The sequence below is a fragment of the Burkholderia sp. Ax-1720 genome, from assembly GCF_011753035.1.
GTDB lineage: Bacteria > Pseudomonadota > Gammaproteobacteria > Burkholderiales > Burkholderiaceae > Burkholderia > Burkholderia gladioli.
The window spans coordinates 1-17,006 of sequence record NZ_VWWK01000151.1 but is presented as its reverse complement, the minus strand read 5'-3'; the positions used below and the strand labels follow the sequence as shown (position 1 = coordinate 17,006).

Sequence of the window (17,006 nt, the reverse complement as noted above, 5' to 3'; positions counted from 1 at the left end):
CCAGCCGCCGCCGAGCCGGCCGGGCCCGTGCTGGTCCGCTACGGCGACACGCGCATGCCGCCGCCCGCGCATGCCTACCGCCGCGCCGCCGGCCGCAGCGCGGTGGAGCTCGAGCGCGAGATCCGCCATATCGAGACCACGGTGCGCACCCAGGTAGTCCGCGAGATCCTCCATCGCCGCGAGCATGTCGAGCAGATCCGCGCCACCGTCGCCGACACGCTGCACTCGCCCGCGCTGATGCGCTCGCTGGTGCGCGGCATCGAATCCGCGCTGGCCGGCCGGGTCAACGCCGAACGCTATCGAAAGGGAGCGCGCTGATGCTCGAAATGGCCAAGATCGTGGTGCAGAAGACCGGCGAGGAGATCCCGGTGATGTACAACCCCACCGAGCTGTCGCTGAACAAGACCGTGCAGTTGAAGGGCCAGGGCTCGAACGTGCAGTTCCAGCGCGTGGACGACGACGACCTGACCGTCTCGCTGTTCTTCGACACCTACGAGAAGCAGAGCGACGTGCGCGCGCTCACCAACCGGATCGCCGCGCTCACGCAGCCCACCATCGGCACGGCCGAGCGCCGCGAACCGCCGGTGGTGGTATTCACCTGGGCGGGGCCCTTGTTCGTGGGCATGATCAGCAAGCTCGACCAGAAGTTCACGATGTTCCTGTCCTCGGGCGTGCCGGTGCGCGCCGAGCTCAGCGTCACGCTCAAGTCGGTGCTCACGCCCGAGGAAGACCTGCGCGCGCAGGGCTATTTCAATTGCCGCCGGCTCTGGCAGGTGACCGAGAACGACCGGCTCTACCTGATCGCGCAGCGCACCCTCGGCGATCCAGGCCAGTGGCGGCTGATCGCCGAGACCAACGGCATCGACGATCCGCTGAACTTCCCGCGCCGCCAGGACATCGGCCGCACGCTCGTGATCATCGACACGCACGGCGAATCGTTCAACGGGGCCGCCTATGTCTGAGGTGCTGACCGGCGGGTTCCGGATCATGAAGAACCGCCAGGCGCTGTCGAGCGCGGTATCCGCCGCGGTGAGCAGCGTGACGGTCCAGCACGAGATCAACGTGCCGACCATGTTCAGCTTCACGCTGAACATCGTGTCGTCCACCGGCGCCTGGCAGGACGTCAACCTCGATGCGTTCGCCCCCGGCGACGCGATCTCGATCTCGCTGGGCATCGACACGCTGACCCAGCTGGTGACCGGCGAGATCACCGCGATCGAGCCGCATTTCAGCCGCTACTCGACCGTCACGGTGCGCGGCTTCGACAAGATGTACCGGCTCAAGTTCGGCACGCGCACGCGTACCTTCCAGCAGGCGAGCGATACCGACATCGCCGCGCAGGTGGCCGCCGACGCGGGGCTCGCGATCGACACGCAGGGCCGCGCCGGCATCGTCAACGACTATGTGCTGCAGAGCAACCAGACCAATTACGACTTCCTGATGGCGCGCTGCGCGCAGCTCAACTACGAGTTGCTGATGGACGGCACCACGCTGGTGTTCCGCCCTGGCGCCGAGGGCGCGAGCCCCGTGCGCACGCTGAACTTCCCGGCCGACGTGGACGATCTCGATCTCAAGCTGCGGGTGCCGACGCTGGGCCAGCAGGTCAGCGTCAGCAGCTACGACATCGTCTCGAACCAGCCGCTGTCGGCCACCGTGTCGAGCGGCACCGCGCGCGACCGGATGGGCGGCAGCGAGACGGGCTACCAGGCCGCCAGCAGCTTCCCCGATTCGTCGGTGCGCTACGAGCGGCCCAACATCGTCACGCCCGAGGCGCTGCAAAGCGTGGCCGCCGCGCAATACCAGCGCAACCTGGCCGGCTTCATCGAGGGCCGCACCAGCGTGCTCGGCGACGCCAGCCTGGTGGCCGGCATCAACGTGCGCCTGACCGGGCTGAGCCAGCGCTTCAACGGCATCTACTACATCACCTCCAGCACCCACACGTTCGATGTCGAGGACGGCTACCAGACCGAATTCACACTGCGGAGAACCGGCATATGACTCCCGACCACACCCTCGCGCTCGACTCGCTCGCGCTCGGCGTGACGCTCGGCAAGGTGGCCGACACGCGCGATCCGGAAGGTTACGGGCGCGTGAAGGTGAGCTTCGTGCTCAAGGGCGCGGAAATCGAATCGGACTGGGCCCAGATCACCAGCTTCTTCGCCGGCCCGAACACCGGCGCCTTGTTCCTGCCGCAGATCGGCGACTCGGCGCTGCTCGCGTTCGCCAACGGCGACCCGAGCAAGCCCTACGTGATCGGCTTCCTCTGGAACGGCGCGCAGAAACCGCCGGTACCGACCGACAGCCAGCAGGACGTGCGCGTGATCCGCACCCGCAACGGCAAGACCATCACGCTCGACGATTCGCCCAACGGCGGCGGCGTGACGATCGTCGACGCCAAGCAGAACCGCATCCAGATCGACACCTCGAGCAATACCATCAGCCTCAGCAGCGAAGGCGACCTGTCGATCACCGCGAAGGGCACGCTCACGCTGACCGGCTCGCAGGTGACGGTGCGCAACACGGCCGGCAACGTGAAGGCCAGCCTCGGCGAGGCCAGCCTGGCACTGCAGGGCGGCCAGAGCCTGAAGCTGACGGCCACCATGATCGACCTGAACTAGGAGCGCGCAGATGGGACAACCCGCCGCCAAGATGGGCGACAGCATCGTCAACGCCGCCGACATCCATATCGTGCTGGTACCGAGCCCGGGCGGCCCGGTGCCGACGCCGCAGCCGTTTCCGTTCAACGGCAAGCTCTCGATGCAGATGAGCCTGAACGTGCGGATCAACAGCCGCCCGGCCGCCACGGTCGGCTCGATGGCGCAGAACATTCCGCCCCATATCCCGAGCTCGGGCGCCTTCCAGGTGCCGCCCACCAACCTCGGCCGCGTGGTGTTCGGCAGCACGACGGTGCGCATCAACGGCCGCGGCGCGGCGCGCATGGGCGATATCTGCGAGACCTGCCACGACATTCCGCCGGGCGCGCCGCAGGCACCGCCGCCCACCGTGGTGGTGGCCGGCATGTCGAACGTGCTGATCGGCTGAGATGGCCACGCCAAGCGACTTCCTCGGCCAGGGCTGGGCCTTCCCCATCGCCACGCGCGGCGGCACGGTGATGCTGGCCGCCGGCGCCGACGACATCCGCCAGTCGATCCTGATCATCCTGCAGACGGCGCCCGGCGAGCGCGTAATGCTGCCCGAGTTCGGCTGCCGCATCAACGAACTGGTGTTCGCGGCCGGCAACGCCACCGCCGTGAGCCTCGCGCAGCTCTATGTGACGCAGGCCCTGAACCGCTGGGAGCCGCGCATCCAGACGCTCGCGGTGCAGGTGACGATCGCCCCCGATACGCCGCAATGCCTGCGCATCGAGGTCGACTACCTGATCCGCGAGCGCAACCAGCCGCAAAACCTCGTTTATCCCTTTTATCTCAAGTAAGCCGAATCACGATCATGAACGAAGCCGCCATCACCGCCCGCCTGCAGGAACTCGAGGACAACCATCGCGCCGGCGAGCAGCAGTTGCGCCAGCTCGAAGCGCGGCAACGCGAATTGCAGCAGACGCTGCTGCGCATCGCCGGCGCGATCCAGGTGCTCAAGGAACTGCGCGAGGAGATCCGCCAGTCCGCGGCCCCCGACGACACGCAGGCCTGAGGCCGCCCCGCGCCGAGCGCCGCCATGGACGACCCGATCCTCGACTTCCGCACGCCCGCCGATTTCTATCGGCAGGCGCTGGCGCTCGCCGCCGTCTACACGCCGCAGTGGAGCACCAACTGGCCGGCGCCGCTGCAGGATCCGGCGACCCAGGCGGATCCGGTCGCGACCGCGTCCGCCATCAACCAGGATCCCGGCCTCGTGCTGCTGAACCTGTTCTCGCAACTGGCCGGCTACACGGCGCAGATCGAGAACCGGATCCCCTATCAGCGCCGCCAGTCGTTCTTCCAGTTCCTCGGCATCGCGCCGCGCCCGCCGCTGCCCGCGCAGGCGCCGATCACCTTCACGCTGAAGCCGGGCCAGCCGGCGCGCGAGGTGGCGGCGCAAACCGCCGTGATCCCGCCCGACGCGCAGGACATCCGCTTCCAGACCGGCAAGACCTTCACCGTCGTGCCGGCCCGCCTGACGGCCGCGATGACGATCATGCCGTCGCAGGACAGCTACCTCGACGCGATGCCGGCCGTCCAGGCCGCGCTGGCCGGCACGCCGGTGCCCGACGGCATGCCCGTGTTCGTCGCCGCCAACGATGCCGATGCCGGCGCGATGCCGCTCGGCCACTGGTTCATGATCGGCGACGAAACCCTGTTCAAGCCCGATCCGGCCTTGCAGCGACTCACCATCACCCTGCTCGGCGAGCGCCTGCATGCCGACTATTTCGCGCAATGGTTCGACGCGAGCCTGCGCCCGCTGGCCGTGACGCTGGCCGGCACGGACGACGCGCGCCGGCTCGACATCACCCTGCTCGACCAGCCGCTCGCGCCGGCCATGTCGATCGACGCGCTGGTGCAGACGCTCTATGCGCGCGAGGACCCGGGCGCGGGTTTCTCCGACCCGTCCGCCGCGCTCGCCGACCCCTCGTCGGACAACTGGCTGCTGACCTGCCCCGCGCCGGGCCTGCCGATCCTCTCGGCGCTGTCGGAGCAGTTGCCGATGATCGACGGCTGCTTCTGCACCTTCGAGGGCGACGCGATCCAGCCGCAGCAGGCCGCCTGCAACGTGATCGCGCTCGATATCGCCAACGGCGCCTACCCGTTCGGCGAGACGCCGCAGACCAACGACGCGTTCTACATCCGCAGCGACGCGGTGTTCGCGCGTACCGGCGCGCGCGTGACGCTCGACCTCGACCTCGCCACGGTGAGCCAGGCCTACCCGGTGGTGCTGTATTGGCAGTTCTGGAACGGCACCGCCTGGGATTCGCTCAACCAGACCGACGCGCAGCGCAACCAGTACCAGTGGGTCGACACCACCAGCGAGCTGCAGGCCAACGCCACCAACGGCCCCACCGGCATCGCGTTCCTGTGTCCGGCGATGAAGCCGGTCAGCGTGACGGGCGCCGAGGGGCTGTGGCTGCGCGCGATGATCGCCTCGGGCGGCTACGGCGCGCCGGGCGGCTTCACCACCACCAGCGTGGCCAATACCATCGACACGGTGCCCGACAGCATCCTGCCGCCCACCCAGAAAGCCGCCGTGATCGCCTGGCTCAACAACGTGCAGGGCGTGAACTTCTCCTACCAGTTCAGCGAGGCGCAGTTCGCGCCGCCGTTCATCCGCACGCTCCATATCGGCTACCGCTATTCGGCCGCGCCCTCGCGCTTCTGGACCTATAACGCGTTCACCGCCAGCCGCTTCCTGAGCGCGCCCTACGTGGCCGTCGACGCGCAACTGAGCGGCTTCTACTTCGCATTCGCGACCGAGGGCTTCGACACCGATACCGTCGGGCGCCGGCTCGAGATGTACGTGTCGATCGACGGCGAGCGCGCCGAGCCGGCCCGGCCGCTCGCCTGGCAGTACTACGATGGCGCCGTCTGGCAGCCGCTGGCCGTCGACGACGGCACCTACGGGCTGTCGCGCTCGGGCATCGTCGGCATCCAGGTGCCGCCCGCCATGCCCGCCACCGCGCTCTATTCGCAGCTCGCGTACTGGATGCGCGTCGAGAACGGCCATGTCGAGCGCACGATCCGCGTGTTCGGCCTCTATCCGAACTCGGTGATGGCCGCCAACGTGACCAGCATCGTCGAGGAGGTACTCGGCTCGAGCAACCAGCAGCCGGGCCAGACCTTCCAGGTCTCCTATCCGCCCGTGCTGCCCGATCTCGTGCTGCGCGTGGACGAACCACGCGGCATCGAGGACACGCCGAGCCCGGTCTCGCTGTCGGACAGCCTGGCCGGCAGCGGCACCGCCTCCGGCGACGCCTCGGGTTCGGCCGGCGCGCGCGGCTATGGCGAACGCGCCGGCGGCACGCGCGGGGGCGGCACCACCGCGGCGGCCAGCAGCACCGCCTCGGACACCGTCGGGCGCACCTGGCGTTGCGTCGACACCTTCGCGCTGTGCGGGCCGGCCGATCGCGTCTACACGCTCGACTGCCAGAACGGCCTGGTCACCTTCGGCGACGGCTATAACGGCATGATCCCGCCGGCCGGCTACAACAACATCGTGGCGGCCTTCTACGACACCACCCAGGGGCTGCGCGGCAACGTCGCCGCCAACACCCTGACGCTGCTGCGCCCCGGCATCGGCGGCATCGACGCCGTGACCAACCCGAGCGCGGCGCGCGGCGGCGTGGGCGGCGACACGCCGGACGATATCGCCGCCACCGGCCCCGCGCTCGTCAAGGCCAACGGTTATGCGGTGGACCTCGACGATCTCGGCGCGCTGGCGACCGAGGCGAGCCAGCAGATCGCGCAGGCCCGCGCCATCGAGATGCCGGACCACCGGATCCGCATCCCGCTGCTCGCCTGCTCGCTCGACCCGGTGCCGTACACCACCCCGCAGATGATCGACACGGTCGCCTCCACCGTGCGCGCGCAGACGCTCGCCACGCTCGCGCCGCGCATCGACTTCGTGGCGCCGTCGTTCGTGGCCGTCGACGTGATCGCGCAGATCAGCGCGAACTGTTCGCCCGACCAGCGCAACGCGCTGCAACTGACGCTTGCCTCGCAGCTCGCCGCGTTCCTGCAGCCGGTGTTCGGCGGCCCGGCCCAGCAGGGCTGGCGCTTCGGCGCGCCGGTGCGCGCGCTGACCATCAACCGCTTCCTGCGCACGCTGCCGGGCGTCGCCGCGGTGCAGTCGCTGAGCCTGAACGGGCGCGTGGGCGGCGATATCGTGCTCGCGCCCGACCAGTTGCCCGTGGCCGGCACCATGCAGGTGCTCGCCACCGCCACCGCGGCCGCCACGGGGGCCACCGGGGCTACGGGGGCCGCGTCATGAGCTTCGAGCTGCCGAAACTCGACACGCAAACCTACGCGCAGCTGCTGACCGAGCTGGTGCGGCGGATCCCGCAGTACACCGATCAGTGGACCGACTACAACGACAGCGACCCCGGCATCACGCTGTTGCAGATGCTCGCCTGGATCGACGAATCGCTGCTGTACCAGGCCGACCGGATCCCGACCACCACCGACGAAAACTTCCTGCGCTGGGTGCTGGGGCTGGCATTCAGCAACAATGTCACCGAATACAGCACCGCCGCGCAGAAGCAGCACGATGCCGATTTCCTCGCGCTGCAGGCCACGCTCGCGCAAATCGAATCGGGGCCGCCGGTCTCGCGCGCGACGCTGCAGCGCGACGTGCTGCTCTACCAGCAGCAGCCGTACATGGCGCTGACCCTGCCCAATGCCGAGCAACTGGCGCTGGAGACCAATCGCGTGATCGCCGCGCAGATCGCGCAGCAGGCCAAGGGCGCGACCACCCCGCTGATGGTGGCACGCGCCGACGCCACCACGCGCGGCGAGGCGATCGTGGTCCATATCCTCGCTGACGCGCCGGTCGCCTATACCTATCCGAGCTGGCCGAACAAGAGCGAGTACCTGGGCTCGACCACCACCGCGCGCAGCCTGCTGCTGCTCCAGCCCGTCGACGCGAGCGGCGCGACCAACACCCTGCTCACCGCCGTGCGCAAGTACCTGGCGCCGCGCGTGGTGGCCGGCAACGCCCTGCTGGTCGCGCCCGCCCAGCTCACGCCGATCGACCTGACGATCACCGTGCGCTGCCTGCCCGGCTCGAATCTCGCGCCGATCCTCGGCGCGCTCGTCTCGCTGCTCTACGACTACCTGCTGCCCACCGGCGGCCCCGTGGGCGGCTGGCGCTACGGCGAGGCGCCGTCGGCCGACGACCTGGCCCATCTAGTGCTCGGCACGCCCGGCGTGGAGGATATCGAGGCCTTCGATTACACCTACCTGCCCACCCTGGTGCCCGGCGTGATGGCCCAGCTCGGCGCCAACACGCTGCTGGCCGAGCTGCCTTCGGGCCGCGCGGCGCAACGCTATACCGGCCTGCCGCGCTTGCGCTGCCTCGACATCACCGCCACCGGAGCGTCCTGATGAGCACCGATCCGTCGGGATACCTGCGCTACCTGCCGGCGATCTACCGCGACGTCGCCGCGCCCTTCGTCGGCGACTACCTGAAGATCTTCGAGAAGCTGCTGACCGGCATCGACGACCAGGCGCTCGACGGCCGACGCGGCATCCAGGAGCTGCTCGCCTCGGCCGTGATCGGCAACCTGTTCTATCCGCGCCTGTCGTTCCTGTTCCCGCCGAAGGACACCAGCTTCATTCCGCCGATCTCGGGCGCCGAACACAGCCAGGAAGTGCAGATCCTCGACGATCTGAACCGCTACATCGGCGTGCCCTCGCCGCCCAATCCGGCGGCCCGCTTCAGCGGCGGCCAGCATGCCACCCAGCCGCCCGAGGCGGCCATCCAGGCCTGGCTCGACGGCTTCCTGAACTGGCTGGCCGGCTGGGTCGACCTGGTACCCGACGGCAGCTGGGACATCGACAAGAAACGCAACGTGATCGCGCAGAGTCTCGCGCTGTACCGCATGCGCGGCACGCCGCAGGGTATCGGCATGCTGATCGACCTGCTGTTCCTGCCGCTCACGCTCACGGGCGTCGCGCTCGGCGAGAGCGACACCGACGACAGCGACCGCAGCAAGACCCACCCGGTAACGGGCGACGTGAAGGTCACCGTCGGCAACCCGACGCCCGCCGGCATCACGGTGCGGGACGACAGCAAGTCGCCGGACGCGTTCGTGCTGCAGGACAGCGACACCAACCCGGGGCCCGTGGTGTCCGGCTACGCGCCATGGGTATTCGACGTGCTGATCACGCTGCCGAATGACGACAACCCCGATTTCCTGCTGACCGCCACCAACGTCACGCAGATCCAGCAGTTGATCAGGCAGATCACGCAATTGCTCGACCGGGTCCGGCCTGCCGCGACGCGCTACACGATCGGCATCGTGCCGACCATGCGGCTGCCGGTCGTGCCGCCGCGGCCGAAGCAGGCGGCCAGCAGCGCGACGCTCGGGGTGAACACGCTGCTGGGCATCGGCGGCGGCAACCCCTGAGCACCCCAACCGACATCCGGCACACCACACACGGCCCACGACAAGAGACGCTTCCGATGAGCTATCCGACCATTCCGTCCACCATCGCCGTACGCCTGAACTACCAGGACGGCATGTTCCTGACCGCTCAGAACATGGGCACCGAGCAGGACTATTTCTCGAACTGGATCCGGCTGCAGAACCGCTACCTCTATACGCCGGGCGTGCTCGACGGGCTGGTCCCCAGCAAGCAGGACGATACGGTCCAGGTCACCGAAGGCACCGGCTTCGACGCCGACGGCGACTTCCTCGTCTTCCCCGGCGACAGCAACAACGTGCTGCCGGCAGCCAGCGGCCTCGGCAACCCCTACGGCGTGTTCCTCAGCTACCCCGACGCGGCCCCCGACAAGAACAGCGTCACCTACGACGAGGCCGCCGTCCTGAAGAACGCCAAACTCGACGACAAGAGCACCAGCATGATCCTGCTCGCGAAGGTCACGCTCGAGGACAACACCACCAAGATCAAGACCGTCGAGGACGTGCGCGTGGGCGTGACGAGCAGGCTGCCGGTGGTGTTGAAGCCGGACCCGAACCTCGCGAGCGCCGGAATGACCGCGCCCGACATGAGCGGCGTGCGTTACGGCACCGCCACCGTGGACGTCAGCGAGTTGTCCCAGCCCGGCAAGAGCCTTGCCGTGACGGTCGACTACCTGGCCGACGGCAGCCAGGCATTCAGCCAACCGCCGGTCGCGGTCCACACCAACGTGGTCGGCAGCACCCCCTACGCGATCAATGTCACGGCGATCGGCACCTCGTCGTTCGAGATGCTGGTGACCGCCGTGCTCACGCGCACCGACACCACGCCGGCCACGCAGGTGAACTGGCTCGCCCTGCCGGCCTCGCCGGCAGCCGGCGCCTGACGGAGCGACGCGATGAGCAAGCTCTCGATCGAGCGCCCGAACTATTTCGCCGGCGAAGCACTCCTGACCGACGATTTCGTCAGCGAGCAGCAGTACCACATGACGGTGCAGAGCCTGAACAACCGCAGCCTCTATACCTACGGCATCGCCTCGGGGCTGGAGGTGCTGTGGGATTCCGCGCAGGTGAAGGACCAGGTCGACGTGCTGCCCGGCATGGCGATCGACAGCCTCGGGCGGCAGATCATCCTGACCGAGCGCCAGGTGGTGAGCTTCACCGACATCACGCCGGGCGCGAGCTACTACCTGACCATCAGCTATGCCGAGCTCTACGCCGACTACACCGAGCAGCCCTCGGGCGTGTCGGGCTACAAGCGCATCGTCGAACAGCCGCTGATCCAGCCGATGCTGAACCTGAAGGAGGCGGGGCTCAACATCGTGCTGGCGGTGGTCAGCTTCACGAACCAGAGCGCCATCAACGCGATCAACTACCGTGCCGGCACGGTGGCGCGCCGTTACGTGAGCTCCACGCTCGGCGCGCTGACGCTGATCGCCGAGGGCGCCGGGCTGTCGGGCAACCCGGTTGCCGCGCCGCTGAGCAATGCCGTCGATCCGAACGACGCGGGCGTCTATCCGCGCCTGGTGGCCCGGCTCGACGATAGCGCCAAGCAGGTCATGCTCGAAGTGGATGCCTCGCGCACGCAGTTCGACGGCGTCGTCAACACGCTCGACAACCTCGGCATCGGCACCAGCCAGCCCTACGCGAACCTTGAGATCCAGCCGCTCACCTTCGACGGGCCCGGCGCGATCAGCTCGAACGGCATCGACGTCACCTTCACCGTGCCCATCTCGCCGTTCTTCCAGATCGGCGACCAGCTCAGGTCCGATCCGCCCGTGACCCTGCAGCGGGACGGCAAGACCGTCTTCGGCCTCGCCCAGTTGCGCACCATCGTCTCGGTCGATGCCGACAAGCAGCTGGTCAAGGTCGACCGTGCCTTCGACCCCGCGCTCGATCGCATCAGCTACACCTACCAGCGCGCGCTGCTGGCGCGCTTCGGCCTCGACGCGAACAGCAGCCTCGTCGAGGTCGGGCTCGACGGCTCGGTCGGCCTCGGCACGCAGGCCGCGGTCAATGCCGGCGACGGCACCCCGGGCCGCCACGCGCTGAGCATCGCGCCGAACCGCTATGTCGGCATCGGCCTGATCGATCGCGATCCGCAATCGGCGCTCGACGTGGGCGGCGAGATCACGGCCGCCTCGATCCTCGCCAACGGCGCGGTGCGCGCGCAGAGCTTCGAGGGCAACGGCTCGAAGCTGAAGAACCTGCCCATGCTCAGCTACTGGACCCTCGAGACGGTCGGCTCGCCCACCAGCAACCTCTATTACAACGACGGCAACGTCGGGATCCGCAACATCAACCCGATCGGCTCGCTGTCGGTCGGCGGCGGGCACTCGGTGGTCGGCAGCGGTTATGTGACCTCGCTGAGCAACAGCGTGCTGCAGGGCTACCAGACCGTGTTCACGCAGCAGGTATCGGTGGGCGACCTGATCTCGATCGGCTCGGTCATGCAACTCACCGGCGTGATCAGCGAGATCCACAGCGACACCGAACTGGTGGTGCAGCAGCAGTTGCCGGTGATCGTCACGCAATCGGCCTATCAGTACGCCGCGACCGACGGCAGCGCGCCGAAGCCGGGGGACGGCACGATCAGCTCCGACGGCAGCACCATCACCGGCATCGGCACGAAATTCAAGTCCAAGTGCGAGGTGGGCGGCAAGCTCGTGATCGCGAGCTTCACCGCCGCCACCTCCGCCAAGCAGACGCGCGCGGTGAAGGCGATCGTCAACGACACGACGGTCACGATCGACGCGGCATTCGCCGTCGACCTGGCGGGAAGCGACTACCAGTACTGCCCGCCCGACGGCACCGACAAGCAGGGCGACGGCACGATCAGCAGCACCGGCACCCAGGTGACGATCGCGGGCGGCAGCGCCGCGCCGCTGGTGCCCGGCACCACGCTGACCGTCGCCAGGAGCGTCGCGCTGCCCGAATGGATGCGCGTGAAGACGGTCGACTCGGACACCTCGCTCACGCTGGTGCTGCCCGACGGCGGTTCGCCGCCCGACGAGCAGCTGTTCGCGGCCACCTCGGCGTTCCTGATCACGCCGTCCGTGCTCGGCTACTTCGGCGTGAACCCCGACCCCGACGCCGACGACGAGCCGCCGGCCATGCTGGTGGTGGCCAACAAGATCAGCGACGCGCCCGACAGCCCGCTGCGCAACACGGTGGCGATCAACGTGCCGCTCGGCAGCGTGCAGAGCCGCTACGTGCTGCAGGTGGACGGCGACGTCAACTTCACCACCGGCAGCCTCGACGTGGACGATCTGGAGGTCAAGACGCTGACGGCTACCGTCAGCGTGGCGGTGCAAGGCGACGACAGCGGCAAGACGCTGCTCAGCGTGGGCGAGAAAGGCCAGAACCCGCCCGCGCTGACGGTCGACAAATCGGGCCTCACGGCCACCTCGCTCACCGCCACCAGCGCGACGGCCCAGCAGTTGACCGTGGGCAATGCGCTCAGCGTGAACGGCACGGTGGCGATGCTCGGCGTGCGCCAGGCGTATTCGTGGAAGGACATGAGCGGCAACTCCTCCTCGCGTACCTTCAAGCAGGTGGCCTTGACCGACGGCTGCGTGACCGCGACGGTCGGCAATCCGAGCCTCGGCGGCGGCGATTACTATGGCCTGCTCACCGGCACCACGTTCGTCGACGAAAATTCCCCGACCACCTTCACGTACGCACTGGGCATCGCCCAGACCGTCGACAGCGGCAAGAAGGGCAAGACGCGCATTCCCGTGCCCGGCACCTTCACGCTGTTCGTCAGGAAGGGAGAAACCTGGAAGATCGATTTGGAATCCTCGCCCAACGACTCGGGCAACAACCCGTCGGTGGAGTTCTACTGGGTGCCGTTCGGCAGCAACACCGCGTCCTCGATGCTGATGAGCCGGCCGCAGCCCGGCGGCGGCGCGGCGGCATATGCCGCCCCCGCCCCCGCACGCGCCGCGCCGCCCGATGCGGCCGATGCCGGGGCAGCGACAGCCGACGCGGCCGACGTACCGGCCGACCCGCAGTCCGGCTCGACCGACGACGAAGCGCGGGGCCCAGCCGCCGGCGTCAGCGCGTTTCCCGGCGGCGGCCTGGCCGCGCAGATCGCGACATTGCGCGAGGCGCTGCACGCCGGCCAGCTCGGCGGCATGATCGGCGCCTCGCAAGAGGCGATCGACCAGCGCATGGGCGATCTCACGCGCGTGCTCGGCGACGCCGTGCACATGAACCCCGACGACGCGGCCCGCCAGCGCTTTACCGACGAGCTCGCGAAGATCGTCTGCGCACCCGGCACGGCGCCGGTCCACACCACGTCCGAGGGCTTCCAGGCCAGCGTGGCGACGCTGGTCGACGCGTTCGCGCAAGCCATCGGCCGCAGCCTCGACGGCGGCGAACGCTCGCTGATGGCCGACGGCATCGCCGCGCTGGTGCGCATCAACGACACGGCCGAGAACCGCCACGATCTGAACCTGATCCGGCAGAACATCGAGCTGTTCCTCGACAACGTGCAGAAAGTCGTCAACACGCAGTTCGACACAGGACAGCGGCGCATGCTGACCCGGGCGCTGGTGCGCCTGGTCGGCGACGGGTCGGGCGCCGACCGTGAGTGACCCCGCGCGGCGGCCGCGAGCCGCCGCGCGCTTTCCGACCCATCGCGAACCATCCAACCGTGTCAACCCGGGAGATTACGATGTCGACCCCAGCAGCCATGACGTTCGGAGCACGCACCGCCTACAATCAGGGCAACCTCAATGCCCAGGGCGAATTCAGCCAGACCGCCGCCACCGACGGCTTCGTGATGGCCACCATCGGCCAGCCGGCCAGCGGCCAGTCGCTCAATTATTTCGGCACCTTCGAAGGCTCCACGGCGGGTGCCGGCGGCGCGCTCACCAGCTTCGTCTACGCCACCGGCGTGGCCTACCACTTGCCGAGCCAGCCGTCGAAGAAGGGACCGCAGAACGTCTATGTGCCGGTGCCCGGCTCGTTCACGCTGCCGGTGCGCCGCGGCGAAGTCTGGACGGTGCGGCTGACCGCGGTGCCCGACTTCGTTCCGGCGCCGAAGGTCGAGTTCTACTGGATTCCGGTCGATCACGGCGGCCTGGGCGGCACGGCCAGCGCGGGCGGCGGCGTGGTCAGCGCGATGGCCGACGCGTTCTCGCAACTGCGCGGCGAGATCCAGTCGGGCGCGCTGCGCGCCTCGATGCTCGCCTCCACGCAGCGCGTGATCGACGGCCGCGTCGACGACCTGATCCAGGTGCTCGGCGACACCATCAAGCCCGCCAGCGGCGAAATCGAACGCCGTCAGTTCGCATCCGCGCTACGCCGGATCGTGTGTTCGGCCACGCCGCCGGGCGAGGCGGCCGATAATCGCGTCGCCGACGCCGATCTGCAGTCCGTGATCGCCGCCTTCGTCGAACTGAGCGGGCGCAGCATCTCGACGGAGCACCGCGCGCTGTTCGCCGACGGCGTGCGCGCGCTCGTGCAGATCAACGACAACGACGCGAACCGTCATGATCTGGTGCTGATCAAGCGCAATATCGACCTGTTCCTCGACAGCCTCCAGGAGGTGGTCGGCCAGCCGCTATCCAACCACGAGCGGCGCCTGCTGACGCGGGCCCTGACGCGCATCGTCGGCGACGGCACGCAGGGCCAGGCGTGACGGCGCCGGCCTGAACCGAAGGGAATCGCACGCATGAACGGCAGCTTCGCCCCCGCGCCGGCTAGGCAATGGCAGGAGCCGGTCCACCTGGACCTGCTCGACGACGACGCACGCGAGGCGTGGGTGATGCGAGTGATGCTGGCGCGCGCCCACTGGCGCCAGCGTCATCCGCTCGTGCCGTTCTACACGCTCGGCCTGGCCGCCTATCTCGACTGTGCCGGCGGCGGCACCGGCCTCTATCACGACGGCGCCGCGCGCCGCGCCAGCAACGCGCTGCTGGCCGGCATGTTCCAGCCGCTGCTCGACCGGGTTGCCGCCGCGCTCGCCGATTGCCTCGGCGCGCCGGCGGCACTCGCCGACGACGCGGCGCTGCCCGGTTTCCACATCTACCTGCCGAACCCCGTGTTCGGCGGCCCGGTCGCCAAGGTGCACCGCGACCTGCAGTTCCAGGACGTCTATCCGGGCCGGCGGCCCGGGCCGGGCGACCTCGTCAGCTTCACGCTGTCGCTGTCCACGCCACCCGGCAGCGGCCTCAACCAATGGAGCGGCGAGGCGGGCGAAGCGGCGCAACTGGGCGCGCCCGAATTCTTCCCGTACCGCGACGGCATGCTGATCGTCCACGACGGGCTGGTCACGCACCAGGCGGTGCTCGCCTGCGACGGCAGCGTCGAGCGCATCACGCTGCAAGGGCATGGCCTGCGGCGCGACGACGGCCATTTCATTCTCTACTGGTGAGCCCGATGGCGAGGCGACGATGAATGGCGAGACCCCGGACCCCCTCGAATTCGAGCATGCGCTGCTCGACGCGGCCGGCGCCGCCGCGCTCGTCGAGCGGCTGCACGACCTCGACGCGTTCTGGATCGCGCGTCATGCGCGCCTGCCGTTCCACACGCTCGGCGCCACCAACTACTACGATCTCACCGCGAACCCGGCGCGCCCCTACGCGCGGCTCGCCGCGCGCTACAACCCGCTGCTGCTCGCGCAGTTCGGCGCGCTCTACGCCAGCGTCGCCGCGACACTTGCCGCGCGGCTCGACGCCGCCGTGGCCTACCTGGCCGAGACCGAGCCCGACACGGCGCTGCCCGGCTTCCACATCTTCGGCGCCCATGCCGAATTCGCCGCACGCGCCGAGCACGACGTGCTGCATGGCGACTGGTTCCGACAGCGCGACGGCGATGCGTTTCCCGGCAATCCGATCCATGTCGATACCGCGCATCTCGCGCTCGGTCTCGATGCGCGAGCGCGGCTCGCCGGCGAGGCCACGCCGCTCGCCACGCTGTCCTTCACGCTGCCGCTCGCGCTGCCCGAGGCCGGGGCCGGCATGCGGCTCTGGGGCTTCGGGCACGAGGCCGCGCCAACCGGCGACGGCGCGCACCAGCAGGCGCGGCTGCGCCATGCGCCGACGCGCGAGCATGCCTATCGCAGCGGCGCGCTGTTCGTGCATTCGGGCACGCGCTACCACCAGGCGCGCGGCTTTCCGGTCGTGCCGGGCCAGTACCGCATCACGCTGCAGGGCCACGGCGTGTGGCTCGGCGGCGCCTGGCGGCTGTTCTGGTGAGCCCCTTCCCCCTCTGAACGGAGGCAGCATGTTCCATCCGTCCTCGGCATTCCCGTTCCTCGCGACGCTCGAGCGCGGCTGGCAGATCGTTCGCGACGAGTGCGATGCCCTGCTGCCTGGCGAATTCGACGCGTGGCCCGAGCGCGAGCTCTACAACCGCGGCTGGGACGTCTACGGCCTTTATCTGGCGGGTCGGCCGCTGCTCGAGAACTGCGTGTTCTGCCCGTCCACGGCGCGCCTGCTCGAAACGGTGCCAGGCCTGCAGCACGCCGGCTTCTCGCGGCTCGCGCCCGGCACCGAGATCGCGCCGCACGTCGGCTACAGCGGCGCCGTGCTGCGGCTGCACCTCGCCTTGCGCGCGCAGGGCGACTGCGCGCTGCGCGTGGGCGGCGAGACGCGCCGCTGGGTGCCCGGCGAGTGCTTCGTGTTCGACGACACCGCCGAGCACGCGGCCTGGAACCGCAGCGACGCGCCGCGCATCGTGCTGCTGGCCGACTTCCTCAAATCCGCCGCGAGCGATGCCGATGCCTGCCGTTGACGAAGCCCCCTATGCCGACAATGCCGCGCTGCTCGACGCGCTGCGCGAACTCGGCGACACCCTGATCGAGCGCGCGCTGCTGCGTCGCCAGCTCGACGGCAGCGAAGGCAGCGACGACACGAGCGTGCCGGCCGCCGGCCCTGGCCGCACCGCCGAGGCGCAGCCCGAGGCCGCGCCGGGCGCCTCGGAGCGGCTCCAG

At 69.3% G+C, this 17,006-nt stretch carries 17 protein-coding genes; all 17 read left to right on the top strand.

Translation table 11 applies throughout. The features are described from left to right. Positions 1 to 318 (top strand): hypothetical protein (locus F3J18_RS28690; protein WP_166915533.1); only part of this gene is annotated, 318 nt, incomplete at its 5' end. After that, positions 318 to 962 (top strand): hypothetical protein, encoded by a 645-nt coding sequence (locus F3J18_RS28685; protein WP_013690018.1) that lies wholly within the window; start codon positions 318 to 320, stop codon positions 960 to 962. The genes F3J18_RS28690 and F3J18_RS28685, both read left to right, overlap by 1 nt. Further along, entirely contained in the window at positions 955 to 1,998 is a 1,044-nt protein-coding gene (locus F3J18_RS28680; protein ID WP_036032122.1) for a contractile injection system protein, VgrG/Pvc8 family, read from the top strand. Before F3J18_RS28685 ends, F3J18_RS28680 begins: the two co-directional genes overlap by 8 nt. Then, positions 1,995 to 2,618: a phage baseplate assembly protein V gene (locus F3J18_RS28675; RefSeq protein WP_036056613.1), complete on the top strand. Its 624-nt coding sequence runs from the start codon at positions 1,995 to 1,997 to the stop codon at positions 2,616 to 2,618. Before F3J18_RS28680 ends, F3J18_RS28675 begins: the two co-directional genes overlap by 4 nt. Positions 2,619 to 2,628: 10 nt before the next feature. Next, a complete protein-coding gene (locus F3J18_RS28670; RefSeq protein ID WP_013690015.1) occupies positions 2,629 to 3,042 on the top strand; it encodes a PAAR domain-containing protein in 414 nt (137 codons plus the stop codon). Position 3,043: 1 nt separating this feature from the next. Then, the gene (locus tag F3J18_RS28665; RefSeq protein WP_013690014.1) at positions 3,044 to 3,433 is read left to right on the top strand and encodes a GPW/gp25 family protein; all 390 of its coding nucleotides are present in this window, start codon (positions 3,044 to 3,046) and stop codon (positions 3,431 to 3,433) included. Positions 3,434 to 3,447: 14 nt separating this feature from the next. Beyond that, entirely contained in the window at positions 3,448 to 3,648 is a 201-nt protein-coding gene (locus F3J18_RS28660; RefSeq protein ID WP_025100917.1) for a hypothetical protein, read from the top strand. Positions 3,649 to 3,672: 24 nt separating this feature from the next. Next, positions 3,673 to 6,915 carry a hypothetical protein gene (locus F3J18_RS28655; RefSeq protein ID WP_166915531.1) on the top strand — a complete coding sequence of 1,081 codons (3,243 nt, stop codon included), beginning with the start codon at positions 3,673 to 3,675 and terminating at the stop codon, positions 6,913 to 6,915. Beyond that, positions 6,912 to 8,027: a hypothetical protein gene (locus F3J18_RS28650; protein ID WP_166915529.1), complete on the top strand. Its 1,116-nt coding sequence runs from the start codon at positions 6,912 to 6,914 to the stop codon at positions 8,025 to 8,027. The genes F3J18_RS28655 and F3J18_RS28650 overlap by 4 nt, the downstream gene beginning before the upstream one ends. Next, the gene (locus F3J18_RS28645; protein ID WP_166915527.1) at positions 8,027 to 9,052 is read left to right on the top strand and encodes a phage tail protein; all 1,026 of its coding nucleotides are present in this window, start codon (positions 8,027 to 8,029) and stop codon (positions 9,050 to 9,052) included. Before F3J18_RS28650 ends, F3J18_RS28645 begins: the two co-directional genes overlap by 1 nt. 56 nt (positions 9,053 to 9,108) lie before the next feature. Continuing rightward, positions 9,109 to 9,951 (top strand): hypothetical protein, encoded by an 843-nt coding sequence (locus F3J18_RS28640; RefSeq protein ID WP_166915525.1) that lies wholly within the window; start codon positions 9,109 to 9,111, stop codon positions 9,949 to 9,951. A gap of 12 nt (positions 9,952 to 9,963) precedes the next feature. Continuing rightward, positions 9,964 to 13,662 carry a hypothetical protein gene (locus tag F3J18_RS28635; protein ID WP_166915523.1) on the top strand — a complete coding sequence of 1,233 codons (3,699 nt, stop codon included), beginning with the start codon at positions 9,964 to 9,966 and terminating at the stop codon, positions 13,660 to 13,662. Between the two features lie 80 nt (positions 13,663 to 13,742). Continuing rightward, positions 13,743 to 14,711: a hypothetical protein gene (locus F3J18_RS28630; protein WP_025100923.1), complete on the top strand. Its 969-nt coding sequence runs from the start codon at positions 13,743 to 13,745 to the stop codon at positions 14,709 to 14,711. 33 nt (positions 14,712 to 14,744) lie between these two features. After that, positions 14,745 to 15,446 carry a hypothetical protein gene (locus F3J18_RS28625; protein WP_025100924.1) on the top strand — a complete coding sequence of 234 codons (702 nt, stop codon included), beginning with the start codon at positions 14,745 to 14,747 and terminating at the stop codon, positions 15,444 to 15,446. A 19-nt stretch (positions 15,447 to 15,465) separates the two neighbouring features. After that, on the top strand, positions 15,466 to 16,269 hold the full coding sequence (locus F3J18_RS28620) for a hypothetical protein (protein WP_166915521.1): 804 nt from the start codon (positions 15,466 to 15,468) through the stop codon (positions 16,267 to 16,269). A 28-nt stretch (positions 16,270 to 16,297) separates the two neighbouring features. Continuing rightward, the gene (locus tag F3J18_RS28615) at positions 16,298 to 16,807 is read left to right on the top strand and encodes an aspartyl/asparaginyl beta-hydroxylase domain-containing protein (RefSeq protein ID WP_166915519.1); all 510 of its coding nucleotides are present in this window, start codon (positions 16,298 to 16,300) and stop codon (positions 16,805 to 16,807) included. Beyond that, a partial coding sequence (locus F3J18_RS28610) for a hypothetical protein (RefSeq protein ID WP_166915517.1) occupies positions 16,794 to 17,006 on the top strand: 213 nt, incomplete at its 3' end. The genes F3J18_RS28615 and F3J18_RS28610, both read left to right, overlap by 14 nt.